Origin of the sequence: Nocardioides sp. zg-1230 (genome assembly GCF_013155335.1) — a bacterium.
Classification (GTDB): domain Bacteria; phylum Actinomycetota; class Actinomycetes; order Propionibacteriales; family Nocardioidaceae; genus Nocardioides.
In genome coordinates this window covers 146,720-170,741 of record NZ_JABJQZ010000009.1, presented here as the reverse complement: position 1 = coordinate 170,741, position 24,022 = coordinate 146,720, and the positions used below count along the sequence as shown (strand labels likewise).

The 24,022-nt window shown below is 72.2% G+C and carries 25 protein-coding genes; 12 read left to right on the top strand and 13 right to left on the bottom strand.

Annotation, left to right across the window (positions count from 1 at the left end; genetic code table 11):
• Positions 1-6: 6 nt before the first annotated feature.
• The gene (locus tag HOO61_RS23510; RefSeq protein WP_172262378.1) at positions 7-696 is read right to left on the bottom strand and encodes an amino acid racemase; all 690 of its coding nucleotides are present in this window, start codon (positions 694-696) and stop codon (positions 7-9) included.
• Positions 697-716: 20 nt separating this feature from the next.
• Positions 717-1,472 carry an SDR family NAD(P)-dependent oxidoreductase gene (locus HOO61_RS23505; protein WP_172262377.1) on the bottom strand — a complete coding sequence of 252 codons (756 nt, stop codon included), beginning with the start codon at positions 1,470-1,472 and terminating at the stop codon, positions 717-719.
• Positions 1,473-1,514: 42 nt separating this feature from the next.
• Between HOO61_RS23505 and HOO61_RS23500 the strand changes: the two genes are divergently transcribed.
• From HOO61_RS23500 to HOO61_RS23485, 4 genes are all read left to right on the top strand, one after another.
• On the top strand, positions 1,515-2,399 hold the full coding sequence (locus HOO61_RS23500) for a ribonuclease HI family protein (protein WP_172262375.1): 885 nt from the start codon (positions 1,515-1,517) through the stop codon (positions 2,397-2,399).
• Positions 2,400-2,448: 49 nt separating this feature from the next.
• Positions 2,449-2,853, top strand: coding sequence for a hypothetical protein (locus HOO61_RS23495; protein ID WP_172262373.1), 405 nt, complete (start codon positions 2,449-2,451; stop codon positions 2,851-2,853).
• A gap of 91 nt (positions 2,854-2,944) precedes the next feature.
• Positions 2,945-4,201: a D-inositol-3-phosphate glycosyltransferase gene (gene mshA / locus HOO61_RS23490; RefSeq protein ID WP_367650298.1), complete on the top strand. Its 1,257-nt coding sequence runs from the start codon at positions 2,945-2,947 to the stop codon at positions 4,199-4,201.
• Positions 4,198-4,698, top strand: a complete 501-nt coding sequence (locus tag HOO61_RS23485) for a YbjN domain-containing protein (protein WP_172262371.1) — start codon at positions 4,198-4,200, stop codon at positions 4,696-4,698. Before mshA ends, HOO61_RS23485 begins: the two co-directional genes overlap by 4 nt.
• A gap of 4 nt (positions 4,699-4,702) precedes the next feature.
• On the opposite strand, the gene HOO61_RS23480 is transcribed toward HOO61_RS23485, so the two are convergent.
• The 3 genes from HOO61_RS23480 to HOO61_RS23470 all read right to left on the bottom strand — a co-directional run bounded on the left by HOO61_RS23480 (position 4,703) and on the right by HOO61_RS23470 (position 7,606).
• Positions 4,703-5,617 (bottom strand): DMT family transporter, encoded by a 915-nt coding sequence (locus HOO61_RS23480; RefSeq protein ID WP_367650297.1) that lies wholly within the window; start codon positions 5,615-5,617, stop codon positions 4,703-4,705.
• A gap of 82 nt (positions 5,618-5,699) precedes the next feature.
• The gene (locus HOO61_RS23475) at positions 5,700-6,377 is read right to left on the bottom strand and encodes a response regulator transcription factor (protein ID WP_172262369.1); all 678 of its coding nucleotides are present in this window, start codon (positions 6,375-6,377) and stop codon (positions 5,700-5,702) included.
• A complete protein-coding gene (locus HOO61_RS23470; RefSeq protein ID WP_172262367.1) occupies positions 6,374-7,606 on the bottom strand; it encodes an ATP-binding protein in 1,233 nt (410 codons plus the stop codon). Before HOO61_RS23470 ends, HOO61_RS23475 begins: the two co-directional genes overlap by 4 nt.
• Before the next feature lie 120 nt (positions 7,607-7,726).
• Between HOO61_RS23470 and phoU the strand changes: the two genes are divergently transcribed.
• Entirely contained in the window at positions 7,727-8,377 is a 651-nt protein-coding gene (phoU, locus tag HOO61_RS23465) for a phosphate signaling complex protein PhoU (protein ID WP_172262365.1), read from the top strand.
• A gap of 403 nt (positions 8,378-8,780) precedes the next feature.
• Here the strand turns inward: phoU and HOO61_RS23460 are convergent, their stop codons facing one another.
• From HOO61_RS23460 to HOO61_RS23450, 3 genes are read right to left on the bottom strand one after another with little or no spacing between them, the layout of a single operon-like run.
• Positions 8,781-9,524 (bottom strand): phosphoglyceromutase, encoded by a 744-nt coding sequence (locus tag HOO61_RS23460; RefSeq protein ID WP_172262363.1) that lies wholly within the window; start codon positions 9,522-9,524, stop codon positions 8,781-8,783.
• Positions 9,521-9,994 carry a hypothetical protein gene (locus HOO61_RS23455; RefSeq protein WP_172262361.1) on the bottom strand — a complete coding sequence of 158 codons (474 nt, stop codon included), beginning with the start codon at positions 9,992-9,994 and terminating at the stop codon, positions 9,521-9,523. Before HOO61_RS23455 ends, HOO61_RS23460 begins: the two co-directional genes overlap by 4 nt.
• Positions 9,995-10,015: 21 nt before the next feature.
• A complete protein-coding gene (locus HOO61_RS23450) occupies positions 10,016-10,726 on the bottom strand; it encodes a UbiA family prenyltransferase (RefSeq protein ID WP_172262359.1) in 711 nt (236 codons plus the stop codon).
• A 179-nt stretch (positions 10,727-10,905) separates the two neighbouring features.
• Here HOO61_RS23450 and HOO61_RS23445 point away from each other — a divergent pair, with 179 nt between their 5' ends.
• Both HOO61_RS23445 and HOO61_RS23440 read left to right on the top strand, forming a co-directional pair.
• Positions 10,906-11,391 carry a CarD family transcriptional regulator gene (locus tag HOO61_RS23445; RefSeq protein ID WP_056602200.1) on the top strand — a complete coding sequence of 162 codons (486 nt, stop codon included), beginning with the start codon at positions 10,906-10,908 and terminating at the stop codon, positions 11,389-11,391.
• 2 nt (positions 11,392-11,393) lie between these two features.
• Entirely contained in the window at positions 11,394-11,987 is a 594-nt protein-coding gene (locus HOO61_RS23440) for a 2-C-methyl-D-erythritol 4-phosphate cytidylyltransferase (RefSeq protein ID WP_172262357.1), read from the top strand.
• On the opposite strand, the gene HOO61_RS23435 is transcribed toward HOO61_RS23440, so the two are convergent.
• On the bottom strand, positions 11,968-12,651 hold the full coding sequence (locus HOO61_RS23435; protein ID WP_172262355.1) for an IspD/TarI family cytidylyltransferase: 684 nt from the start codon (positions 12,649-12,651) through the stop codon (positions 11,968-11,970). The genes HOO61_RS23440 and HOO61_RS23435 overlap by 20 nt on opposite strands.
• A gap of 11 nt (positions 12,652-12,662) precedes the next feature.
• Positions 12,663-13,148: a 2-C-methyl-D-erythritol 2,4-cyclodiphosphate synthase gene (gene ispF / locus HOO61_RS23430; protein ID WP_172262353.1), complete on the bottom strand. Its 486-nt coding sequence runs from the start codon at positions 13,146-13,148 to the stop codon at positions 12,663-12,665.
• A 36-nt stretch (positions 13,149-13,184) separates the two neighbouring features.
• On the opposite strand from ispF, the gene HOO61_RS23425 reads away from it, so the two are divergent.
• The gene (locus HOO61_RS23425) at positions 13,185-14,702 is read left to right on the top strand and encodes a molybdopterin-dependent oxidoreductase (protein WP_367650296.1); all 1,518 of its coding nucleotides are present in this window, start codon (positions 13,185-13,187) and stop codon (positions 14,700-14,702) included.
• Positions 14,703-14,755: 53 nt separating this feature from the next.
• On the opposite strand, the gene HOO61_RS25120 is transcribed toward HOO61_RS23425, so the two are convergent.
• Positions 14,756-15,961, bottom strand: coding sequence for a peptidase C39 family protein (locus HOO61_RS25120; RefSeq protein ID WP_172262349.1), 1,206 nt, complete (start codon positions 15,959-15,961; stop codon positions 14,756-14,758).
• 110 nt (positions 15,962-16,071) lie between these two features.
• On the opposite strand from HOO61_RS25120, the gene cysS reads away from it, so the two are divergent.
• Genes cysS through HOO61_RS23405 form a run of 3 tightly spaced genes read left to right on the top strand, consistent with a single transcriptional unit; the run spans position 16,072 to position 19,945 of the window.
• Complete coding sequence (gene cysS / locus HOO61_RS23415) at positions 16,072-17,472, top strand: cysteine--tRNA ligase (RefSeq protein WP_172262347.1); 1,401 nt, start codon at positions 16,072-16,074, stop codon at positions 17,470-17,472.
• 5 nt (positions 17,473-17,477) lie between these two features.
• Positions 17,478-18,434 carry a 23S rRNA (guanosine(2251)-2'-O)-methyltransferase RlmB gene (gene rlmB / locus HOO61_RS23410; RefSeq protein WP_172262345.1) on the top strand — a complete coding sequence of 319 codons (957 nt, stop codon included), beginning with the start codon at positions 17,478-17,480 and terminating at the stop codon, positions 18,432-18,434.
• Between the two features lie 2 nt (positions 18,435-18,436).
• Positions 18,437-19,945, top strand: a complete 1,509-nt coding sequence (locus HOO61_RS23405) for a metallophosphoesterase (protein ID WP_172262343.1) — start codon at positions 18,437-18,439, stop codon at positions 19,943-19,945.
• A gap of 45 nt (positions 19,946-19,990) precedes the next feature.
• Here HOO61_RS23405 and HOO61_RS23400 read toward each other — a convergent pair whose 3' ends face one another.
• Positions 19,991-21,103 (bottom strand): NPCBM/NEW2 domain-containing protein, encoded by a 1,113-nt coding sequence (locus tag HOO61_RS23400; RefSeq protein WP_172262341.1) that lies wholly within the window; start codon positions 21,101-21,103, stop codon positions 19,991-19,993.
• Positions 21,104-21,261: 158 nt separating this feature from the next.
• Here HOO61_RS23400 and HOO61_RS23395 point away from each other — a divergent pair, with 158 nt between their 5' ends.
• The gene (locus HOO61_RS23395; RefSeq protein ID WP_172262339.1) at positions 21,262-22,770 is read left to right on the top strand and encodes a hypothetical protein; all 1,509 of its coding nucleotides are present in this window, start codon (positions 21,262-21,264) and stop codon (positions 22,768-22,770) included.
• A gap of 3 nt (positions 22,771-22,773) precedes the next feature.
• On the opposite strand, the gene HOO61_RS23390 is transcribed toward HOO61_RS23395, so the two are convergent.
• Complete coding sequence (locus HOO61_RS23390; protein ID WP_172262337.1) at positions 22,774-23,982, bottom strand: DUF4032 domain-containing protein; 1,209 nt, start codon at positions 23,980-23,982, stop codon at positions 22,774-22,776.
• Positions 23,983-24,022 lie beyond the last annotated feature (40 nt).

Below are 24,022 nucleotides of genomic sequence, written 5' to 3'. Positions count from 1 at the left end.
CTCGGGTCAGGCGAGGGCCGCGTCGAGCGCGGCCTGGACGTGCAGCGTGGTGCAGGGGAAGACCGGCAGCTCGACATCGGCCTGCTTGACCAGCAGCTCGAGCTCGGTGCACCCGAGCAGCACCCCACCAGCCCCGGCGTCCCACAGCTCCTCGATGATCGACACCACCCGGCTGCGGGTGCGGGGGAGCACGACGCCGTGCACGAGCTCCTCGTAGATCGCGTCGTTGAGGAAGTCGTGGTGCGAGGCGTCGGGCACCACCACGGAGAGGCCGTGCTCCTCGAGCCGGTCGACGAAGAACGACTCCGACATCGCGACCTTCGTGCCGATCAGCCCGACGGTCTCGACGCCAGCGGCCCGGACGGCCTCCGCCACCACGTCGCCGAGGTGGAGCAGCGGGATCCCCACCGCCTCCTCGACCTGGTCGGCGACCTTGTGGAACGTCGTGGTGCACAGCAGGAGGAAGTCGGCGCCCGCGCGCTCGACCCCACGCGCTGCGTCGGCGAGGAGCACCCCGACCTGGTCCCAGCGCTCGTCGTCCTCGAGGTGCGTGACCTCGGCGAAGTCGACGGTGGTGAGGGCGAGCTTCGGCGAGGACAACCCACCCAGCCGCTCCTGCATCCCGAGGTTGAGGTCGCGGTAGTAGACCGCGCTGCTCTCCCAGCTCATGCCGCCGACGAGTCCGATGGTCTTCACGCGCGGCAGTCTGCCACCTCTCAGGAGCGGTGCACCTTGTGTGCCGCAGCCTGGGCACGCGGCTTGATGACGAGCTCGTCGATGTCGACGTGGGAGGGCCGGGTGGCCACCCACGCGATGGCGTCGGCGACGTCCTCGGCGAGCAGCGGCTGGTCGACACCGGCGTACACCGCGTCGGCGCGCTCCTGGTCGCCACCGAAGCGCACGAGCGAGAACTCGTCGGTCCGCACCATGCCGGGGGCGACCTCGCTGATCCGCACCGGCTCGCCGTTGAGCTCGAGCCGCAGGGTCTCGGTCACCACCTTCACGCCGTGCTTGGCGGCGGTGTAGCCGGCCCCGCCCTCGTAGGCCCAGCGTCCGGCCGTCGACCCGACGTTGACGATGACCGCGTCGCCGCTGGCGCGGAGCGCGGGCAGCAGCGCCTTGGTCACCCGGACCAGTCCGAGCACGTTGACGTCGTACATCCAGCGCCAGGCGTCGACGTCGGCCCCGTCCACCCGGTCGACGCCCACGGCGCCGCCGGCGTTGTTCACCAGCACGTGGCACGTCGGCACGGCCGCGGCCAGTGCGTCGACCGACGCCTGGTCGGTGATGTCGCACGTGACGGCCTCGCCGCCGATCTCCTCCGCGAGGTCCTCGATGCGGTCGGTGCGGCGGGCCGCGCAGACCACGCGGAACCCCTCCGCAGCCAGGGCGCGGGCGGTCGCGGCGCCGATGCCGCTGGAGGCTCCCGTCACGACGGCGGTGCGGGGCTGCGGGGTGCTGTCAGGGCTCATGCCGCCCATCCTGCCAAGATCGCGTGCTGCCAAGATGTGCGGGTGATCATCGCGGCGGCTGACGGTTCGGCTCTCGGCAACCCCGGCCCGGCCGGCTGGGCGTGGTACGTCGACGACGACTGCTGGGCGTCCGGCGGCTGGCCGCGCGGCACCAACAACATGGGCGAGCTGATGGCCGTCCTCGACCTGCTGCAGCAGACCGCGCACGTCGACGACGAGCTGCACGTCTTCTGCGACAGCAAGTACGTCATCGACTCCGTCACCAAGTGGATGCCGGGCTGGAAGCGCAAGGGCTGGAAGAAGAGCGACGGCAAGCCCGTGCTCAACGTCGAGCTGATGAAGGCGCTCGACGCCGCCATGGAGGGCCGGCGCGACCGGGTCCGCTTCGAGTGGGTCAAGGGCCACGCCGGGCACGAGCTCAACGAGGCGGCCGACCGGCGCGCGAACGCCGCCGCGTCGGCGTACCAGCGCGGGGTCGAGCCCGACGCGGGTCCCGGCTTCGTGGGCAGCAGCGTCGCCCACCCCGCCGCCGAGGTCGGGCAGGTCGAGGAGGAGCCCGACCTGTTCAGCGACCTCGAGGGCGGGCCGACGCCGACCGACGAGGAGCACGTCGTCGCGATGGAGCGCGCACTGCTCACCGACGAGGTCCGCTCCGACCGGGCGGCCGTCGCCGCCCTGCTGCACCCCGCCTGGCAGGAGGTCGGGCGCTCGGGCCGGCTGTGGAGCCGCGACGACGTTCTCGCCGAGATCGGGCCGATCGAGGAGGTCAGCCTCGACGTCGTGTCGGTGGAGCGGGTCGACCGCGACACGATCCTGCTCCTGTGGCGGGCGCTCGGCGACGACCGGTCGACCCTGCGCAGCAGCCTGTGGGTGCGCGTGGGCGGACAGTGGCAGCAGCGCTTCCACCAGGGCACCGACGAGCCCTGAGTACCGCCCCGGGACCGCCCGGAGGGGTGAGGCGTGGCACACTCGTCCGATGCCTCCTGCGAAGCTCGCCGCGTCGCTCGCTGTCCTGGGCGGCGTGCTCTGGATCCTGCACGCACTGCTCGGTGGCGGTGACGGCCCGCTCCTCTCCACCCTCCACCTCCTCGGCCTCGCGTGCGTGCTCGCCGCGTCGGCCGCCTTCGGCACCACGCTCGTCAAGGGCGACGCCGTGGCCGTGCGCGCCGTCGTCGCCGTGGCGTCCGGCCTGCTGGCGCTGTCGGTGATCGAGGCGTTCCGGCCGGGTGGTGCCTCGTGGTACGACGGCTCCTGGGGCGTGGTGGCGGCCGTCCTCGGCGGTCTCGCGCTGGTGCGCGGCCGCAATCGGTCCGCCGGCAGCCGCTCCGCCGGCCGTCGCTCGACCGGCCGTCGCTCGACCGCTGGCGCCCACGCCCGCTGACCGACACCGCCCGGGAATCCCGGGCGGCCTCACGGGGTTGTGCCTGAGGTGCCCCGACCGGGGCGCGCAGTCGAGGTCTCGAGGAGGCAACGTGGGCGAGCGGGTCGCGATGATCAGCCTGCACACCTCACCGCTGGACCAGCCCGGGACGGGCGACGCCGGTGGGATGAACGTCTATGTGATCGAGCTCTCCCGGCGCCTGGCCGAGCAGGGCGTCGAGGTCGACGTGTTCACCCGGGCCACCTCCTCCGCGCTCCCGCAGGTCGTCGAGGCGGCGGAGGGCGTGCTGGTGCGCCACGTGGCGGCGGGGCCGTTCGAGGGACTCACGAAGACGGAGCTGCCCGGCCAGCTGTGCACGTTCGCCCGCGAGGTGCTCCGCACCGAGGCGATGCAGCCGCTGGGCCACTACGACGCCGTCCACTCCCACTACTGGCTCTCCGGTCAGGTCGGAGCCCTGGCGCGTGACCGCTGGAACGTCCCCCTCGTCCACTCGATGCACACGATGGCCAAGGTCAAGAACGAGGCCCTCGCCGAGGGCGACACCCCCGAGCCCCTCTCCCGCGTGATCGGCGAGGAGCAGGTGGTGGAGGCCGCCGACCTGCTCGTCGCCAACACCGACACCGAGGCCCGCCAGCTGATCGACCTCTACGACGCCCGTCCCGACGACGTCGAGGTGATCCACCCCGGCGTCGACCTCAACGTCTTCGCGCCGCGCGGGCGCGCGGCGGCCAGGCGCGAGCTCGGGCTGGCCGACGACGCGGCCGTGCTGCTCTTCGCCGGCCGCATCCAGCCGCTCAAGGCGCCTGATGTGCTGCTGCGGGCGGTCGGGGTGCTGCTCGAGCAGGACCCGTCGCTGCGGCACCGGCTCGTCGTACCCGTCGTGGGCGGGCCGTCGGGCTCCGGGCTCGAGCACCCCACCGCCCTGGCCGACCTCGCGGCCGACCTCGGCATCGGCGACGTCGTCCGGTTCGTCCCGCCGGTGAGCCAGGCCGAGCTCGCCGTGTGGACCTCCGCCGCCACCGCGGTCGCGGTCCCGTCCTACAACGAGTCGTTCGGGCTCGTCGCCGTCGAGGCGCAGGCCACCGGCACCCCGGTGGTCGCCGCCGCGGTCGGCGGCCTCACCACGGTGGTCCGGGACGGCGTGAGCGGCCTCCTCGTCGACACCCACGAGCCCCGCGACTGGGCCGCGAGCCTGCGCCGCCTGATCGACGACCCGGTGCTGGTGGCCCGGCTCGGTCGCGGCGCGGTCGCCCACGCGCAGGACTTCTCCTGGGAGCGCACCGCCGAGCGCACGCTCGCGGCCTACGAGCGCGCCGGCAGCCGCATGCATGCTGAGATGGCTTCATGACCTCATCTCCCGTCGACACGATCCGCGGCTACCTCGCCGACAACGAGATCGAGCACGAGGAGACCACCCGCGAGGGCGACGGCAGCACCAGCTTCTCCTTCTCGCTGCCGGGGGAGCGCAAGCTGCAGACGCCCGTGCGCCTCGACGTCGGGTCGCACGCGCTGGGCGTGCACGCCTTCGTGTGCCGCAACCCCGACGAGAACCACGCACGCGTGCACCGCTGGCTGCTGGAACGCAACCTCCGGATGTACGCCGTCTCGTTCGCCGTCGACCGCCACGGCGACATCTACCTCGAGGCGCGGCTCCCGCTGGCGTCGATCGACCCCGACGAGCTCGACCGCATCCTCGGCTCCGTGCTCGCCAATGCCGACGAGTCGTTCAACGCCATCCTCGAGCTCGGCTTCGCCTCCTCGATCCGCAAGGAGTGGGAGTGGCGGATCTCCCGCGGGGAGTCGACCCGCAACCTCGAGGCCTTCCGGGGCTGGCTGGAGGCCTGACGCCTCAACCCCTGCGCGGCGTACGGCGCGTCATCAGCACGCCGACGATGGCGAGCGCACCACCGACGAAGCTCAGGGTCGGCGGGACCTCGTCGATGGTCAGCCAGGCCACCAGCGTGGCGATCCCGGGCACGAGGAACGTCGTCAGCGACAGGGCACCGGCGTCGGTGTGGGTCAGCGCGTAGGCCCAGGTGGTGAAGGCGACTGCGGTGGGGAAGACGCCCAGGTAGACGATCCACCACAGCTCGGCGCCGCCGTCCGCCACGATGCCCGGCAGGTCGCCGGAGAACGGCAGGCAGATCAGCGCACCCATCAGGAACGACACGAACACGACCTGCACGGACGGCAAGCGGCGCAGCAGCACCTTCTGGGTCAGCACGCCGACGGCGTACATCACCGCGGCGACCAGCACGAGGCCCACGCCGAGGAGGCTGGCGTCCGCGTCGGTCGAGGTGCCGCGGGCGATGACCGCGACACCGGCGAACCCGACGACCATGCCGCCGACCAGCCAGGCGTGCAGCCGCTCCCCGAACAGCGGGATGGCGAGCAGGGCCACGATGACCGGGCCGATCTGGATGATCATCGCCGCGGTGCCGGCGTCGACGTGGCGCTCGCCGGCGTTGAGGGTCAGGTTGTAGACGCCGAACCAGCCGATGCCGCCGGCCGCCAGCAACGTCCACTCACGACGGGTGGGGCGCACCCAACCGCGCCGCAGCACCAGCGGCAGCACGACGAGGGCGGCGATCAGCAGGCGTCCGGAGCCGAGGGCGCCCGGGCTGACGTCGTGCGCCACGTGCCGGATGACCACGAACGCCGAGGCCCACATGACGAGCGTGACGGCACCCGCAGCGACCGGCAGCCAGGGCGCCGGGGCGGTGGTGGTCGGCTGGCTCCGGGTGGTCTCGGTGGTGGTCGTCACGGGTCAAGGCTAGGTACGGTCATGACCGACCGCCAGCGCATTTCGGACGCCGTACGCCGACATCCCGTCACGAGACCCAGGGTCAGAGGTCCAACTTGTAGCCGAGCCCGCGGACGGTGACGAGGTACTTCGGCTCGCCCGGGTCGGGCTCGAGCTTGGCGCGCAGCCGCTTGACGTGGACGTCGAGCGTCTTGGTGTCGCCGACGTAGTCCGAGCCCCAGACGCGGTCGATGAGCTGACCGCGGGTGAGCACGCGCCCGGGGTTGCGCAGGAACATCTCGAGCAGCTCGAACTCCTTGAGCGGCAGCCGCTGCTCGGTGCCGTCGACGGTGACGACGTGGCGCTCGACGTCCATCCGCACCGGACCGGCCTCCAGCGTGTCGGGCATGAGCTCGGGCTCGTGGCCACGACGCAGCACCGCGCGGATGCGGGCGACCAGCTCGCGCGGGGAGTAGGGCTTGGTGACGTAGTCGTCGGCGCCGAGCTCGAGCCCCACGACCTTGTCCACCTCGTCGTCCTTGGCGCTGACCATGATCACCGGGACCGACGACGTCTGGCGGATCTGGCGGCAGACCTCCGTGCCGGGGACGCCCGGGAGCATCAGGTCGAGCAGCACGATGTCGGGGCCGAAGCGGTCGAACTCGGTGAGGGCGGTGTTGCCGTCGGCGGCGATCGCCACCTCGTAGCCCTCCTTGCGGAGCATGTAGGCGAGGGCGTCGCTGTAGCTCTCTTCGTCCTCGACGACGAGTACGCGGGTCATGTCTTTGTCTCCTGCTGGGTCCTGCGCGAGGCGGGATCGGGGTCGGGGTCGGTGTGCGTCGGTGCGACGACCTCGACCGGGGTGGTGGTGCCCCCGGAGCCCTGGCCGGGCTCGGAGTGGTGGGGGAGGGTGAGCGTGAAGGTCGAGCCCTGGCCCTGCACCGACCACACGGCGATGTCGCCGCCGTGGGTGGCGGCGACGTGCTTGACGATCGAGAGGCCCAGCCCGGTGCCACCCGTCGAGCGGTGGCGCGCCGGGTCGACGCGGTAGAAGCGCTCGAAGATGCGGTCGATGTCCTCGGCCGGGATGCCGATGCCCTGGTCGACGACCGAGATCTGCACCTGTGCTCCCTCGGACCGTGTGGTGACGACCACGCGCGAGCCCGCGTTGGAGTAGGCGACGGCGTTGGCGACGAGGTTGCTGATCGCCGCGCCGATCTGCTCTTGCGACCCGAAGACCTCCAGGCCCGGCTCGCCGCGGGACTCCACGGTGATCTGCTTGGCGGCCGCCTCCATCGCGCTGGTGTCGACGGCGGTCGCGACCGCGGCGTCGATGTCTACCATGACGGGCGTCTCCAGCGGGTCGTGGCCCTGCAGGCGGGACAGCTCGATGATCTGCTGGACCAGCTTGGAGAGCCGGTCGCTCTCGGTGAGCATGCGTCCGGCGAAGCGCTGGACGGCCTCGGGGTCGTCGGCGGCGTCGGTGACGGCCTCGGCGAGCAGCCGGATCGCCCCGACGGGGGTCTTGAGCTCGTGGCTGACGTTGGCCACGAAGTCGCGTCGTACGGCCTCCACGCGGCGCTCGCGGGTGCGGTCCTCGACGAGCGCCAGCACCAGCCGGGCGCCGAGCGGGGCCACGCGGGCCGTCAGGGTGCGGGTGAACCCGCCGTCCGGCGCGGGCATGTCGAGGTCGCTCTCGCGGATCTGGCCGTCGCGGCGGACCTGCGCGATCAGGTCGAGCAGCTCGGGCACCAGGACGGTGTCCCCGCGCACCAGCCCGAAGGCGTACGCCGGTGCCGACGCCTTGAGGACGTGGTCGGACTCGTCCACCACGACGGCGCTGGATCGGAGGATGCTCAGGACGGCCGCGACACCGGCCTGCACGACGGGCTCCTCCGCCTCGGGGAGCATGTGGCGCTGCCGGTCGCTGATGTGCCACGCGAGCACGGCGCCGCCGGCGACGATGGCCCCGACCAGCGCGGCCAGCGCAGCCTGCGTCGTCGGATCCACGCTCACATCGTACGCATCGCGAGCGCGCGCCCTGCGCGGATGGACGCGGGGCACGGAGTGTTCACCCCTCGTTCATCGAGCACGCACATCTGTTCGCTTCGGCTGCCTACAGTGCCCGACATGCGTGAGGCTTTCCATGACCAGCTCGACGGCATCTTCGCCGACCTGTCCGACATCTGCGGGCAGGTCGAGGTCGCCGTACGCGAGGCCACCAAGGCGCTGATGACCGGCGACGTGCACACCGCCGACCAGGTGATCAGCAACGACAAGACGATCGACGCGGCCCGCGAACGGGTCGACGACACGTCGTTCGCTCTGCTGTCGCTGCAGCAGCCGGTGGCCGGTGACCTGCGGATGATCGTCTCGGCGCTGCGCATGGTCAGCGAGCTCGAGCGCATGGGTGACCTGTCGGTCCACGTCGCGAAGATCGCCCGCCTCCGCGTGCCGTCCGTCGCGGTGCCCGAGGAGCTGCGCCCCACCATGGAGCAGATGGCCCGCACGGCCGAGGACATGGTGCGCCGCGTGCGCGACATCATCGTCGACCGCGACGTCGAGGCGGCCATCGAGCTCGGCCGTGACGACGAGGTGATGGACCAGCTGCGGCGCCGCAGCTTCACCGAGCTGCTCTCCGCCGACTGGCCGCACGGCGTCGAGGCCGCGGTCGACATCGCCCTCCTCGGGCGCTACTACGAGCGCATCGCCGACCACGCCGTCTCGGTCGCCAACCGGGTGGTCTTCGTCGTCACCGGCGACCTGCCCCCGCGCGACTGACGTACGCGGGTCGCTCGCCGGGCGGTGGTGGAGCCACATTCGCGCGCCTGGGAATGTGGGTGGGTCACCGCTCACGGTCGTGTCGTACGACGGCGCGCGCCGGGCGGTGATGGAGCCACATTCGCGAGCGGCGAAATGTGGGTGGGCCACCGCTCGCGGTCGTGTCGTACGACGGCGCGCGCGCCGGGCGGTGGTGGAGCCACATTCGCGCGCCCCGGAATGTGGGTGGGCCTCCGCTCGGTACCCGCCGGTGAGCCAGGCAGGTTCTGCGCCTGGAGAAGGTGAATCACTCACCGCTCGAGCCCGCATTTCGACGCGACCGTCACGGCTTCGTGCCTCAGCCGTGGGGCTCGCTCAATCTCGCTGAGCCCACGCTCGGTCCGACTCCGTCGGACCGAGCTGCTTAGCGACCCTGGTTGGCGACCGCGGCAGCCGCGGCGGCGGCGGCCTCGGGGTCGAGGTACTCGCCACCGGCGACGGTGGGACGCATGTCCTCGTCGAGGCGGTAGACGAGCGGCATGCCGGTGGGGATGTTGAGGCCGGCGATGTCCTCGTCGCTGATGCCGTCAAGGTGCTTGACGAGCGCGCGGAGGCTGTTGCCGTGGGCGGCCACCAGCACGGTCTTCCCGGTCTGGAGGTCCGGCACGATCTCGGCCTCCCACCAGGGCAGGAAGCGGGCGATGACGTCCTTGAGGCACTCGGTGCGCGGCATCTCGTCACCGAGGTCTGCGTAGCGCGGGTCGCCCACCTGCGAGAACTCGTCGTCGTCCTCGATCGGCGGGGGAGGGGTGTCGAAGGATCGGCGCCAGAGCATGAACTGCTCCTCGCCGTACTGCTCGAGCGTCTGCTTCTTGTCCTTGCCCTGGAGCGCGCCGTAGTGGCGCTCGTTGAGGCGCCAGGAGCGCTTCACCGGGATCCAGTGGCGGTCGGCGGCGTCGAGCGACAGGTGGGCGGTCGTGATCGCGCGACGCTGCAGCGAGGTGTGCACGATGTCGGGCAGGAGCCCGGCCTCGACGAGGAGCTCGCCCCCGCGGACCGCCTCCGCGCGGCCCTTCTCGGTCAGGTCGACGTCGACCCAGCCGGTGAAGAGGTTCTTGGCGTTCCAGTCGCTCTCGCCGTGGCGGAGCAGGACGAGCGTGTGCGTCATGAGGCGTCCATGCCTTCCCAGTAGCCGGTGTCGTTGGCGACGACGGGGACGTTGAGCGAGATGCGCTCGCCGTTGCCGAAGTCGACGGTCAGCGGGACGAAGTCGCCCGCGGTGAACTCGCCGGTCAGGACGATGCCCGCGGGCGGGTCGGCCAGGTTGACCAGGCCGTCGGCCGGGACCGTGACGGGCTCGAACTCGGCGGCCTCGATGGTCGCGCCCTCACCGCCGGAGATCCCGGTGAGGCTCTGCTCCTCGGAGCCGTCGTTGTTGGCCAGCGAGGCCACGAACGTCCCGGAGCCCTCGGCGCCGGAGACCACCACCGCCGAGAGGAGGTCGACGACGCCCTCACGATTGTTCGAGCCGCCGGCGGGGGTGTAGTCGCGCTCGGTGGCGTAGTCGAACCCGCAGGAGGTCAGCGGTGCGGCAAGCGCGAGGGCCGCGGCGGCGGTCGCGAAGGATCGGAGTCGCATGGCGGACAGCCTAGCGTCGGCTCAGGTCAGCCCGACGCTGCGCCCGGCGATGAGGATCGCGGCGCTGACGAGCCCCGTCCAGACGCCCGCGAGCAGGAGGAGGCGCGGGGTGCCGGTTAGCAGCGCCACCAGCATCGGGAAGGACTTCTCGCCCTCCTCGTGGTCGTGGACGAGGCCCGGCAGCGCGAGCAGCACGTGGACGCCCAGCCCGAGCGCCGCTGCCAGGGCGACCATGACGGGCACGGGCGGTGTCGGAGAGCCGACCCCGCCCCAGCCGCCGTACGCCAGGAACGCGGGGTAGAGCGCGAAGCTCGCCATCCAGGGCGCGAAGGACAGCGCCCGGGCGTGGAGGAACCGGTCGCCGACCGCGGAGACGAGCAGGAGGGCGAGGTACGTCGCCCCGGCCCGGCGGCCGTTCGCCACCGCAAGGGGTACGACGAGCAGCACCGCGCAGGTGAGGGCGAACCACACCGTCCCCGGGTCGAGCCGCCCTCCGGCGAGCGGCTTGTCGGGGCGCCGACGGGTGTCGCGCTCGCGGTCGACGAGGTCGTCGGCCCAGCCCAGCAGCGACTGCCCCACGAGCACCGTGGCGGCGACCAGGCCGACCTCGCGCAGCGGGCGTCCGGCCACCGCGGCGGCGGCGCCCAGGGCGGCTGCGGTGACCAGGGCCTGGCGTGGGTGTGCTGCCCGGACGAGGAGCAGCGACGCAGTCGTCGCGAGGGCCCGAGGCATGGGGCGCAGTATGGACCAGCGGGGCTCCCGCGGTGGGCGAACGGCGGTCCGACGCAGGGCGCGCACCACAGCAACAGCCGATCTGTCAAGCCCGCATATGGCCTCTGACCTGCGCAAACGCGTCGGGAGGTGTCGTGAACCCGTGTTAGAATGTTCACCTAGGAAGGGGAACTGAACATATGACTTTCACCGTTGGCGAAACGGTCGTCTATCCCAATCACGGGGCCGCGGTCATCGAGGACATCGAGATGCGGACGATCAAGGGAGAGGACCGGCAGTACCTCGTCCTCAGGATCGTCGCACAGCAGGATCTGGTCGTGCGCGTCCCGGCCTGCAACCTCGATCTCGTCGGCGTCCGCGACGTCGTCGACAAGGAGGGCCTCGACCGCGTCTTCGACGTGCTGCGTGCGGCCCACGTCGAGGAGCCGACCAACTGGTCGCGCCGCTACAAGGCCAACCTGGAGAAGCTCCACTCCGGTGACGTGATGAAGGTGTCGGAGGTCGTGCGCGACCTGTGGCGCCGCGAGCGTGACCGCGGGCTCTCCGCCGGCGAGAAGCGGATGCTCGCCAAGGCCCGCCAGATCCTGGTCTCCGAGCTCGCGCTCGCCGAGAAGACCAACGAGGACAAGGCCGAGGCCATGCTCGACGAGGTGCTCGCCTCCTGAGCGTGGACGACGCTGGTCGAGGCCCCTGGGACGACGTTCCCAGGGGCCTCGGTCTCGTTCTGGACGAGGGCCGCGGAGCCCTGCCCTACGCGCTCATCCACGGCGAGTCGCTGGTGGCCTGCGCCGCCTGGGCACTCGGGGACTCCGGCGTCGACCTCGTCGACGCGACGATCTCCTGGGAGGGCCTCGTGGAGTCGGGGGAGGACCTGGTGCTCCACGACGCGCTCTGCCCGATGACCCCGCCCGCCTTCCTCGCCGCGTGCCTCATGCACGCGCGCGCGACGGGCCGCCCCGTGGTGGGCACCCGCCCGGTGACCGACACCGTGAAGGTGGTGACCGCCGGCGAGGCCGGTCAGGTCATCGGAGAGACGCTCGACCGCGACGCCCTCGTTGCCGTGGCCTCACCGCTCGTGCTCCCGGCCGCCGTCCTCGCCACGCTGCCGCAGCGGCCGTCGACCGACCTGGCCCGGGCCGTCGCCGACCTGGCTGCCGCGGGTCACGCCGTCGAGACGCTGGAGGCGCCCCCCGAGGGGCGACGGGTCTCCTCGCCCGACGACGTACGCCTCCTCGACGCGCTCACGACCCGGTCGGGCTGAGCTCCTCCGCGAGCGCGACGTCCTCGGGGAAGGTGACCTTGAGGTTGAGGGGGCTGCCGTCGACCGCCGCGACCTCGACGTCGCGGTAGGCGGACACGCACGCCGAGGTGTCGGTGCCCTCGAACCCGTCGGCCGAGGCGGCCCGGTAGGCCGCCAGCACGTCGGGGGCGCGGAAGGCCTGCGGCGTCTGCACCCCACCCACCCGCTCGGTGACGAGCCCGTGGTCCAGCCGCAGGAGGTGGGTCACCGGGACCACCGGGATGGCCCCGCCCACCTCGCGGGCGGTGGCGACCACCGTCTCCCACAGCGGACGACCGGCGAGCGGTCGGGCGCCGTCGTGCACGACCACCACGTCGACCTCGCCCGCCTCGATGTCGGGGGCGAGGACCCGGAGCGCGGCCCACTCCGAGGCGTGCCGGGTGGCACCGCCGTCGACCACCAGCACCTCGCGGTCGGCGAGGTGCAGAGCGACGGCGGCCTCGACAGCGGCCCGGTCCTCGGGGCGCACGACGAGCACGAGACGGCGTACGTCGGGCAGCGCGAGCGCGTCACGCACCGACCACACCAGAACCGGGACGCCGCGCAGCGGCAGGAGCACCTTGTTGACCGTGGCTCCGACCCGGCTGCCGGAGCCGGCGGCGAGGATGACGACAGCGGTGGGCACGCGCCCCTCCGTCAGCGGGTGAGGAGCGCGGTGGCGATCGCCGCCACGCCCTCGCCGCGGCCGGTGAGACCGAGGCCGTCGGTGGTGGTGGCGGACAGGCTGACCGAGGCCCCGAGCGCGGCCGACAGGGCGGCGACGGCCTCGTCGCGGCGCGGGCCCAGCCGGGGGACGTTGCCGATGACCTGCACGGCGACGTTGCCGATCTCCCAGCCCTCGGCGCGCACGCGGCGCGCCGTCTCGGCCAGGAGCGCGGCCCCGGACGCGCCGGCCCACTCGGGTGCCGACGTGCCGAAGTTGCTGCCCAGGTCGCCGAGGCCGGCGGCGGAGAAGAGCGCGTCGCACGCGGCATGGGCGGCGACGTCGGCGTCGGAGTGGCCCTCGAGCCCGGCCGGCTCGTCGGGCCACGCCAGGCCGGCGAGGTGCATGGGCACGCCGGCGACGAGGCGGTGCACGTCGGTGCCGATGCCGATCCGCGGGACGACGGTGGAGGAGGTCACGTCGGCATCATGCCGGACGCCCGTCACAATGGTGGGGTGACCGCTCGCCGTACTCCCTGGGTGCTCGCCGGAGTGCTGGCCGGTCTCGCCGGCCTGGCGACGAGCTATGCGACCGCGATGGTGCTCACCATCCGGGAGGCGCCGGTCGTGGCCGTGGCCGAGCTGGTCATCCGGCTCACGCCCGGACCGGTGGCCGAGCGCGCCATCGCCGTGCTCGGCCACTACGACAAGCCGTTCCTCGTCGGCGTCATCCTGCTCCTCCTGCTCGGCCTCTTCGCGCTCGCAGGCGTGCTGGCCCGGGGCGGGTGGTACCGGCCGCTGCTGGTCTGGTTCCCGCTCGCCGGAGTGGGCCTGGTCGCGGTCCTGAGCCAGCGGGGTGCGAGCGCTGTCGACGCGCTCCCGGTCGCCGTCGGCCTGCTCACCTGGGTGACGCTGCACTCCGCGCTCACCGATGCTCTCGACCGCGGCCGGCGCCGGCCGGACCTGGAGTCCCACGAGCGTCGGGTGTTCCTCATGGTCGCCGGAGCGGTCTCGCTGGCCGCCGTCGGCATCGCCGTCGCGGGACGCCTGGTCGGAGCGGGCCGCCGGCACGTCGAGACCAGCCGCCGGCTGCTCCGCATCCCCGGCGTCACCCGGCGCCAACCCCCGGCCGGCACGTCGGTCGGGCTCGCCGGGGTCGCGCAGTGGCAGACGCCGGCCGATGACTTCTACCTGATCGACACGACCATCGCGAAGCCCACCATCGAGCCGAAGGAGTGGTCGCTGCGCATCCACGGCATGGTCGACCGCGAGCTCACCCTCAGCTACTCCGACCTCGTCGCCCGCCAGATGACGGAGTCATGGATCACGCTCAGCTGCGTGAGCAACGAGGTCGGCGGCGGGCTCGTCGGCAACGCCCGCTGGAGCGGCATCCGCCTCGCCGACCTCCTCGCTGGTCTCGGCGTCGCCGACGACGCCGACTGCGTGCTCCAGACCTCCCACGACGGCTGGACCTGCGCGACCCCGCTCGAGGCGCTCACCGACGACCGCGACGCCATGCTCGCCGTCGCGATGAACGGCTACCCGCTGCCCATCGAGCACGGCTTCCCGGTGCGCACCATCGTGCCCGGCCTCTACGGGTACGTCTCGGCCACGAAGTGGGTCGTCGACCTCGAGGTCAGCACGTTCGCCCGCTCGACCGGCTACTGGACGACGCGGGGCTGGTCCGCCGAGGGGCCGGTCAAGATCGCCTCGCGCATCGACGTACCGCGTGGGGGTGCCGAGGTGAAGGCCGGAGAGGTGTCGTTCGGTGGCGTGGCGTGGCACCAGCACACCGGCATCGAGTCCGTCGAGGTGCAGGTCGACGGCGGCGCCTGGACCACCGCCGAGCTCGGTGGCGTCCCGTCGGTGGACACCTGGGTGCAGTGGGCGGTGACGGTCGACGTGGCCGAGGGCGACCATGAGGTCCGGGTCCGGGCGACCGGCAAGGACGGCGAGACCCAGACGAGCGTCGTACGCTCCCCGGACCCCGACGGCGCCACGGGCTGGCACACGGTGGAGTTCAGCGCCGTCTGAACCCGGGCGATCGGGGAACGCCGGCTGCCCAGGGCGAGCCGGGACTCCCCCTGTCAGCCGTTGCGGACGACGTACGCCGTCCCGCCGGAGGCGGCGATCCAGATCCGCTCGAACTGGGCGCGGTCGTAGACGCGGCGCACCTCGGCGTTGGTCGCCCCGGCGGGGTCGTTGACCACGACGTCCCCGTCGGCCTCGAAGCCGACGACGACGAGCAGGTGGCCGTTGCTGGCCGAGATGGGTGCGCCGGCGAGCTGGTTGCGGCCGAAGGCGATCGAGACGATCAGCGGCACCCCGGCCGCGATGAGGTCCTCGGCCTCGCGGAGGTCGTGCATCCGCGTCACGTAGGAGTCGCCGCCGACGAGGGTCGCGGCGTAGGCGGTGTTGAAGGCCCAGTTCCCGGTGCCGCGGTAGCCGTGGTCGTAGACCATCCGGGCGGTGTGGTCGACGACGGCGTCGGCGTGACCGGCCGTGATGCCCGCGGGTGTCGGCGAGATGCCGTGGTAGGCGAGCACCATCGCCAGCGCCGTGGGGGAGCACCACGCCTCGCCGCCACCGCCCCAGGCGGGGTAGTGGCCGCTGTGGACCATCTGGGAGTACGTCGGCACCGGCAGGACGGTGCCGGCCGCGGGCCCGGGCTGGGAGGTGGGCCGGGGCGCCGAGGCGTCGGCCGAGGCGACCGCGCCGACGCGCTCCAGGCTGACCGCCTTGCTCGAGCCCTTCGGTCGCATGAGCGTCACGCGGAGCTGGTACGCCGTCACGGCTGAGGCGGCGAACCAGGTGTCGGCGCTGACGCGGCCGAGGTCGTCGGCCTGGCCGGAGTAGGTGGTGCGCGGGACGGGGCGGTTGGTGCGCGCCCAGTCGGCGACGGTGTCCCAGGTGCCGGTGCGACCGCTGGCGTCCTGCGCCCGGATCTCGACGCGCACCAGGGTGCGGCCCGGGACGGTGGCCTCCCACGACGGGATGACCGAGGTCGCCGCGAAGCCAGGGGTGGCCCACGGAGAGGTCCAGGTGCCGGCCTCGTACGCCTTGCCGGCGACCGTGCGGGGCTTGGCGCGCAGCAGGGAGACCTGGCCGCGACCGAGCTTGAGGCCGCGACGCTGGCCGGCCTTGAGGTCGCGGTAGCTGCTCCACGACGTGAGGTCCACCTGCGGCGTCGCACGTTGCCGGGCCGACGGGTCCGAGGCGGCAGCACCCGTCGGCGGGGCGAACGAGGTCGCCAGCAGCAGGGGAAGGGCGAGGACCGCAACACGTCGGAGCACCGGTCGACGATAACCCGGAAAGTCCCACACGTCTCAGGAGTCACATCCTCCGCGGAGTCGGGCCGGCCGGCGAAGGCGGTGGATCGACGCTGGCGCCCTAGACTTGCCCGGTGACCCTGAGGCTGCACGACACCGCGACGCGCGAGACCCGCGACTTCGTCCCGCTCACCCCGGGCCGGGCCGGCATCTACGTGTGTGGGTTGACCGTGCAGTCGGAGCCGCACGTCGGGCACGTGCGGTCCGCGGTCAACTTCGACGTGCTGCGCCGCTGGCTCGCGGCCACCGGCCACGAGGTCGACTTCATCCGCAACGTCACCGACATCGACGACAAGATCCTCGCCAAGTCCGCCGAGCAGGGCGTCCACTGGTACGCCCTCGCCTCGGCGATGAAGCGCGAGCTCGACGCCGCCCTCGCCGCGATCAACGTGCTGCCACCGACGTACGAGCCGGGCGCGACCGGTCACGTCCCGGAGATCATCGAGCTGATCGAGCAGCTGATCGCCCGGGGCCACGCCTACGCCGCCGAGGACGGCAGCGGCGACGTCTACTTCGACGTGCGCAGCTGGTCGGCCTACGGCGAGCTGACCCGGCAGCACGTGGAGGACATGGAGCCCGCCGGCGACGCCGACCCGCGAGGCAAGCGCGATCCGCGTGACTTCGCACTGTGGAAGGGCTGGAAGAAGGAGTCCGAGCCGCAGACCGCGTCCTGGCCTTCACCATGGGGACCGGGCCGCCCGGGCTGGCACATCGAGTGCTCGGCGATGGCCGGCAAGTACCTCGGCCCCGCCTTCGACATCCACGGCGGCGGCGTGGACCTGCGCTTTCCCCACCACGAGAACGAGCAGGCCCAGTCGCGCGCGGCCGGGCGACCGTTCGCGTCGTACTGGCTGCACAACGCCTGGATCACCACTGCCGGCGAGAAGATGAGCAAGTCGCTGGGCAACTCGATGCTCATCCCGTCGGTGCTCGAGCGGGTGCGCGGCATCGAGCTGCGCTACTACATCGTCGCGGCCCACTACCGCTCGCACGTCGAGTTCAGCTTCGAGGCGCTCGAGGAGTCGGCGAAGGCGTTCCGGCGCGTCGAGGACTTCCTCGACCGCGCCGACCCGGTCGTCGGCACCTGGTTCGCCTCCGTGCCGGACGCCTTCCGCGAGGCGATGGACGACGACCTCGGCACTCCCGCCGCTGTCGCGGTCATACACGACTCGGTCCGCGAGGGGAACCGGCTGCTGGCCGACGGGTCGTCGGAGGAGCTCGGCCAGAAGTTCGGCGAGGTGATCGCGATGCTCGACGTCCTCGGGCTGAACCCGGCCGACACCGCCTGGGCGACCGGGCGGTCCGACGACCGGCTCACCGACGTCGTCGACGCGCTGGTGAAGGGGTTGATCGAGGAGAGGACGGCGGCGCGCGAGGCCAAGGACTGGGCCCGCGCCGACGCCATCCGCGATCGCATCAAGGCGGCGGGCATCGAGCTCGAGGACACCCCGACCGGACCGAAGTGGAGCGTGTGAAGCAGATGGCAGGGAACTCGCAGCGCAAGGGCGCCATCAAGAAGACCGGCAAGGGCAACCCCACTGCCGGCTCGGGCGGGCGCGTGCGCCGGGGGCTCGAGGGCAGGGGCCCCACGCCCAAGGCCAAGGACCGGCCCTACCACCAGGCGCACAAGGCGGCCAAGCGCGCCGAGCGGGACAAGACCACCCGTCCGAAGCGGCGGACCACCGCCGACGCCGAGTGGGCGGCAGGCCGCAACTCCGTCGTCGAGCTGCTGCAGGCCGGTGTCCCGGTCTCGGGGGTGTACGTCGCCGAGGGCGCCGAGCGCGACGGCCGGATGCGCGAGGCGTTCAAGCTGGCCGCCGAGCAGGGGCTGACCCTGCTCGAGGTGACGCGCAACGAGATGGACCGGATGACCGGCGGGGCAGTCCACCAGGGCCTCGCGGCACGGCTGCCGGCCTACGAGTACGCCCACGCCGACGACCTGCTCGAGCGGGCGGCCGAGGCGAAGGAGCCGGCGCTGGTCGTGGCCCTCGACTCGGTCACCGACCCGCGCAACCTCGGCGCGGTCGTCCGCTCCGCGGCGGGCTTCGGGGCCCACGGGGTGTTGATCCCCGAGCGCCGCGCCGCCGGCATGACCGCCTCGGCGTGGAAGACCAGCGCGGGCGCCGCAGCCCGGCTCCCGATCGCCCAGACGGTCAACCTGACCCGGCAGCTCAAGGCCTACCAGGAGGCGGGCTGCATGGTCGTGGGCCTCGCGGCCGATGGTGACATCTCGCTCCCCGAGCTCGTCGCGTCCGGGGGGCTGGCCGAGGGGCCGCTCGTTTTGGTCGTCGGCTCGGAGGGCAAGGGCCTGGGCCGGCTGGTGGCCGAGACGTGCGACCAGATCGTGTCGATCCCGATGGCCGGCCAGCTCGAGTCGCTCAACGCCGGCGTGGCCGCCTCGGTCGCCCTCTACGCCATCTCGCAGGCGCGCGCCTGACAATGAGCTCCACCCCGCGGCGGCTCCTCGTCGGCGCCGTGCTGCTCGCGGGCAGCGTGGCGCTCGGGCTGCTGGTCGCGGTGTCGCTGTTCCTCAACAGCAGCCGCACCGTCGTGCTCGTCGGCCACGACACCGAGGTGCGTCCGACGTTGTCCCAGGATGCCGTGGTCCGGACCGGGCCGGTGCTGCCCGACTTCCGGCTTCGCGACGTGGGACCCCTCGGCGTCAACCTCAGGCTCGGCAAGACGGAGGTGGGGTCGGTGGAGGAGCTGGTGGATCGCTACGCCCTCATCGCCGGCGACCCTGCGGCGCCCATCGCCAAGGTCGAGGACGTGGTGCTCGACATGGCGATCTCGGCCGCCCTCAGGGGGCTGGCGGTCGGGATGCTCCCCTTGGTCGTCTTCCTGCTGCTCGGTCGCCACCGGCGCGGCGAGCTGTTCCGGGGGCTCCGGACGAGGCAGGGCCTGCTCGCGCTCGTCCTGCTGCTTGCTCTCCCGCTGCTGGTGTGGCAACCGTGGGAGTCCGCGGAGGAGACCCAGGCCGACCAGGGCAAGTGGGAGACGCTGGCCGACTTCGTCGGACCGGAGGCCACGTTGCCCCCCGAGGTGCAGGACATCGAGATCCGCACCAACGCGGTCACCAACCAGAGCAGGCGTCTCGTGCTCAGCGCCCTCGGCACCTACAGCACGAGCAAGACGTTCTACTCCACCGCGGCCGAGGAGGCCGCCGGGCTCGACCTGCGCGAGCCCGAGGACGGTGAGACCGTGGCGCTGCTCGTCAGCGACCGTCACGACAACATCGGCATGGACCGCGTTGCCCGGGCGATCGGCGAGGCCGCCGGAGCGACCGTCGTGCTCGACGCCGGTGACGACACCTCGACCGGCCAGCCGTGGGAGGCCTTCAGCCTCGACTCCCTGCAGGCCGCCTTCGAGGACTGGGAGCGGATCGGTGTCGCCGGCAACCACGACCACGGGGACTTCGTCAGCACCTACCTCGCCGACCTCGGCTGGACCATGCTCGACGGCGAGGTGGTCGACGCGCCGTGGGGTGGCACCCTCCTCGGCGTTGACGACCCGCGCAGCAGTGGGCTGGGCAGCTGGCGCGACGAGACCGGCCTCAGCTTCGGTGAGGTCGAGACGAGGCTCGCCGACGTGGCGTGCGCGGCTGAGGAGGACGGCGAGCGGGTGAGCACCGTCCTCGTCCACGACGCCAACCTCGGCCGCGAGGCGCTCGCACGGGGCTGCGTGGACCTGGTGGTTGGCGGGCACACCCACGTCCAGAACGGACCCGATCCCGTGGTGGGCGACGACGGTGCCATCGGCTACCGATGGACCAACGGAACGACCGGCGGAGCGGCGTACGCCATCGCGCTGGGCAGCAAGCCGCGGCGCAACGCTGACGTCAGCCTGGTCACCTACGCCGACGGACGACCGGTCGGGCTGCAGTGGGTTCGGCTGCGCACCGACGGTTCGTGGCGGGTCGGCGAGTGGGAGCCGATCGAGCCGGGCTGAGGATCCCCACGAGCCTCAGCCCCGACCCGGCGGGTAGGGAGCGCCTCAGAAGGCGCAGAGCACCCGCGCGTCGCCGAAGACGATCTGCGGGGAGGACGTGACGTCTGCCGGCTGGACGTTGAGCCGGAGCGCCCCGGTGATGTCAATGGACACGGGGTAGCCGGTGCCCAGGACCAGGTTGGTGTTGGAGTACCGCTCGACCGTGTCTGCCAAGATCCGGACCGACGCGCGAGAGTCGGAGTCGCTCGTGTCGTCGAGCCCGACGACGGCCGCGAACCGGGTGCAGGCCCGCTGGAGGTCGACGCCGATGTACTCCGTGTCCTCCGCGACCGAGTACGCGTAGGTCACGCCGCTGATGCGATAGGCGCCGGTGCCATCCCACTCGCCCTCGACCGCGTAGCGGTCCTGGAGGTAGTACCAGCCGAACACCGTGATGCTCGCTGCCGTGCTCGTCGACGGCTTGAGACCCGTGCCGCCCGCGAAGGCCGCGCGGATCGGGACCGAACGACCAGCCGTGGTGACGACCACCGAGGTCGCCCAGCTGCCGTTCCGGACAGACGCCCGGCCGACGGCCCCCCACGTCGAGCTGGCGCCGTCGTACGCCTGCACCTCGACGGTGCGGCCCTCCAGGTTGGGGGAGGCGCTTCCTGCGACGTCGAACGACGCCCCCGCCTCGACGGCGCTGGTGCTCAGGCCACTGACGGCCACGGCCGTGTCGACGGCCGGAGGCCGCCCCATGCGCACGAGGACGCGGTCGCAGGCGCGTCGGACGCACGCCTTGTACGTACGGTCGCCCGACTTGACGTCCTCGCGGTGGGTGAAGCGTCCCTTGCGGTTGGTGCGCTTGACGACCTCGACGTTCCACGACGACTTGCCCTTGGTCTTCTGGAAGATCGTGACCTTGGTGCCACGGCTCGCGCCCTTCACCTGCCCCCTCAGGGTGACGAGCCCACCCTTCTTGACCCACTCGGGGGAGGCGGTCAGGGTGACGCGCGGTCGCTGCGAGCGCTCGGCTGCCTGATGTGTCCCACCTCCTGGGTCAGGAGGCAGGGCGGTCGCCGTCGCGGGAAGAGCGCCGGCGACGAGGAGACCGGCGAGCAGAGCAGTGACGATGCGCATGGTTCCCCCGATGACGTTGTGGTGGTCGCGATCCTGCATCGTCCGTCTACCCGGGCGCCACGGGATTCACGATCTTGCCAGGCTGAAACCCGCCCGGTGGTCCCGTGCCGCCACGTGGCCCTCACGTTCCCCGTAGATCCCCCTTACCTCGCGGAAAGGGTGAGGCGCTCGACGACCGGCCCGCACATACTCCGCCCGTGCGAGAGCGACCCCGGATGACTGTCGTCGACGACGCAACGTCGCTCAACGGCGGCGCCATCGACGTGCGCGCCCGCATCGCCTGGATCCTCCGCATGGCCCGGGTCACCGCGCACGTCGACGACAACCGGATGAGGACCGTCGCGGCGGCGATCGGCACCAGCCCGGCCCGGCTGTCCCGCGCGGAGACCGGACAGCTGCGCGACGGGTCCTTGGTGGACGGCTACGAGCGGGTGCTCGGGCTGGAGGAGGGTTCCCTACGCGCGCCGATCGACGTGCTGGCGCGGACCTTCCCGTGGGTGAGCCCGGGGGACGCCCGCCCGGGGCCACCGATCTCCACGGTCATCGAGCTCTCCGAGCTCACCGGACGCCTCGACAGCGTCGACGACGTGACGGGCGGCGAGTGGCTCCGGTGGGCGCGCGCGATCTCGGTTCGTGGGAACGTCGCCCTCCCGGAGGCGCTGGCCCAACGCACCATCGACCGGCTGGTGGACGAGTTGGCCCGATCGTGCGGGCACGGCTACCCGACGCGATACGAGGCGCTGGCCAAGGTGCGCTGCAGCGACTACGGATTCCTCGTCCTGCGAGCGGCGCGACGCGAGGTCGCCCGCCCCCATGCGCAGGGACTCGGTGACCTGCTCAGTGCGGTGGGGGAGGCTGTCACTCCCGACGCCGTCCAGTGGTGCCTCGAGCTGCTGCGTGCAGACCGGCCCTATGTTGCGACGTGCGGAGCGCTCGCGCTCGAGAACATGGCCGAGATCAGTCCCCGTGGTGCGTTCTGGCCGGACGTCGTGCCCCACCTCATCGAGGCGTACGACGCGTCGGAGCCAGGGTCGGCACAGGAGGAGTGGATCGCCCACCTCATCCGCCTTGCGCCCGCCGCGACCTGGACGGGGACTCATCACACGCCGGCGCGCCCCCTGCCGCCGGTGCCCGACGTCGAGGGTTTCGAGCGTCACCGGACCAACCGGCACTGGGCGCAGTGCGCCGCCATCGCTGACGACGTCACCCGCACGGTCGGCGTCGGCGAGCAGCCGATGCTGGCACGGCTGCTGTTCGACATCGGTTTCGGCCACTGGGAGAGCCGCGCGGTCACCGCCTACTTCCTCCTCGGGGCTGTGCCGGCACTGGCCCACCCGGTGTGGGACCGGCTCGGCGAGCTCGTCGAGGCCGAGCCGGACCAGCGACTGCGACACCGGATGGCGCGTCGCGTCCACGGAGCGCTGACGGGCAGGATCGTCGCCCCGGCCCTCGAATGGCTCGACTCGCCCGACCCCGTGCTGAGGGGGGCCGGCTTGCAGGTCGTGGGCTCCTCGGGCGGCCTGCTCCCCCTGGACGTCGTCCGACGGGCGCTGGCCGACCCGGACACGGCTCGGGCGGCGACGTACGCCATCGGCATGAGCGGCCACCCGGCGCTGCCGGACATCGCGGCGGACGAGGACCTCACCGAGAGCGTGCGCGGGTCGGCCAGGTGGTGGATCGAGCGCGGCCCACGCGTCGCGGTGTGAGAATCACTCCTGACCCGTGATCGCCTCGTCGGGCTTGGCAGTGAGGAAGCGGTCGATGTAGTCGCGAGCGGTCTCGTGGATGTTGACCTCGTGGCCGGCCTTCTCGGAGAGGTACCAGCGGTGCTCGAGGATCTCGTGGAAGATCTCGGCCGGCTCGAGCTTGCCGCTGGCGTCGGGCGGGATCATCGTCATGATGGGCTCGAAGATCTCGTGCATCCAGCGGCTGGCCACGACGTGGCGGTCCTCGCGCCCGAGGTCGAAGTGGGCGGTGAACGAGGCGATGTCGTTGAGGATCCGGCGGGCCTGGTTGTCCTCGACCGTCATGCCGGTGAGGTCGCGCAGCTCGCGGGTGTGGTGACCGAGGTCCACCACCTTGGGCTGGATGCGGATCGTGTCGCCGCCGAGGTCGGTGACGATGTCGAGCTCGTCGACGTCGAAGCCGAGATCGTTGAGCCGCTCGACACGACGCTCGATGCGCCACATCTCGTCGGCGCCGAACTCCTCGAGGTCGGTCAGCTCGCGCCACAGCGCCTCGTAGCGCGAGCGCAGGTGCTCGATGATCTCGAAGCCGTCGATGGGGCGCTGGACCGCGCCGCTCGCACTGAGGTCCATCAGCTCGGCGAAGATGTTCTCGCAGCCCACCGTGATGTCGTACTCCCGCAGCCGGTCGCCCACCGCCTCGTGCAGCTCGCCGGTCTCGGCGTCCACGAGGTAGGCCGCGAGCGCGCCGGCGTCGCGCCGGAAGAGCACGTTGGACAGTGACACGTCGCCCCAGTAGAAGCCGGCGAGGTGCAGGCGGACCAGCAGCACGACGATGGCGTCGATGAGCGTCGGCACGTGCTCGGCGTCCATGCCGCGGCTGAACAGGCTGCGGTAGGGCAGCGAGAACCTCAGGTGGTGGGTGATGAGGGCGGCCGGCAGGTCCTCGCCGTCGCGGTCCTCGCGCCCGGTGACGACGCCCTGCGGCACGACCGACGGCATCCCCATGCGCTGGAGGTCGCGCAGCATCCGGTACTCCCGGAAGGCGATGTCGTCGTTGGTCTCCTTGACGGCGTAGACGCTGCTGCCGAGCCGCACGATGCGCACGACGTGGCGCGAGAGTCCACGGGGCAGCGGGACGACGACGTCGTCCGGCCACTCCTCCAGCGGCAGGTGCCAGGGCAGGCGCAGGATGGCCGGGTCCGGCCGGCTGGCGACGATCCGCATGGCCATGCGATGACACTAGCCGTGCACGAGCACGAGTGGGCGGCTG

What these genes read in the sequence shown, in the direction of transcription:
- HOO61_RS23460 (WP_172262363.1), bottom strand. Translation starts at nt 9,524, where the DNA reads ATGACGCACACGCTCGTCCTGCTCCGCCACGGCGAGAGCGACTGGAAC.
- HOO61_RS23405 (WP_172262343.1), top strand. Translation starts at nt 18,437, where the DNA reads ATGAGCTCCACCCCGCGGCGGCTCCTCGTCGGCGCCGTGCTGCTCGCG.
- HOO61_RS23445 (WP_056602200.1), top strand. Translation starts at nt 10,906, where the DNA reads ATGACTTTCACCGTTGGCGAAACGGTCGTCTATCCCAATCACGGGGCC.
- HOO61_RS23505 (WP_172262377.1), bottom strand. Translation starts at nt 1,472, where the DNA reads ATGAGCCCTGACAGCACCCCGCAGCCCCGCACCGCCGTCGTGACGGGA.
- HOO61_RS23455 (WP_172262361.1), bottom strand. Translation starts at nt 9,994, where the DNA reads ATGCGACTCCGATCCTTCGCGACCGCCGCCGCGGCCCTCGCGCTTGCC.
- HOO61_RS23390 (WP_172262337.1), bottom strand. Translation starts at nt 23,982, where the DNA reads ATGGCCATGCGGATCGTCGCCAGCCGGCCGGACCCGGCCATCCTGCGC.
- phoU (WP_172262365.1), top strand. Translation starts at nt 7,727, where the DNA reads ATGCGTGAGGCTTTCCATGACCAGCTCGACGGCATCTTCGCCGACCTG.
- HOO61_RS23475 (WP_172262369.1), bottom strand. Translation starts at nt 6,377, where the DNA reads ATGACCCGCGTACTCGTCGTCGAGGACGAAGAGAGCTACAGCGACGCC.
- HOO61_RS23400 (WP_172262341.1), bottom strand. Translation starts at nt 21,103, where the DNA reads ATGCAGGATCGCGACCACCACAACGTCATCGGGGGAACCATGCGCATC.
- rlmB (WP_172262345.1), top strand. Translation starts at nt 17,478, where the DNA reads ATGGCAGGGAACTCGCAGCGCAAGGGCGCCATCAAGAAGACCGGCAAG.
- HOO61_RS23485 (WP_172262371.1), top strand. Translation starts at nt 4,198, where the DNA reads ATGACCTCATCTCCCGTCGACACGATCCGCGGCTACCTCGCCGACAAC.
- HOO61_RS23450 (WP_172262359.1), bottom strand. Translation starts at nt 10,726, where the DNA reads ATGCCTCGGGCCCTCGCGACGACTGCGTCGCTGCTCCTCGTCCGGGCA.
- HOO61_RS23495 (WP_172262373.1), top strand. Translation starts at nt 2,449, where the DNA reads ATGCCTCCTGCGAAGCTCGCCGCGTCGCTCGCTGTCCTGGGCGGCGTG.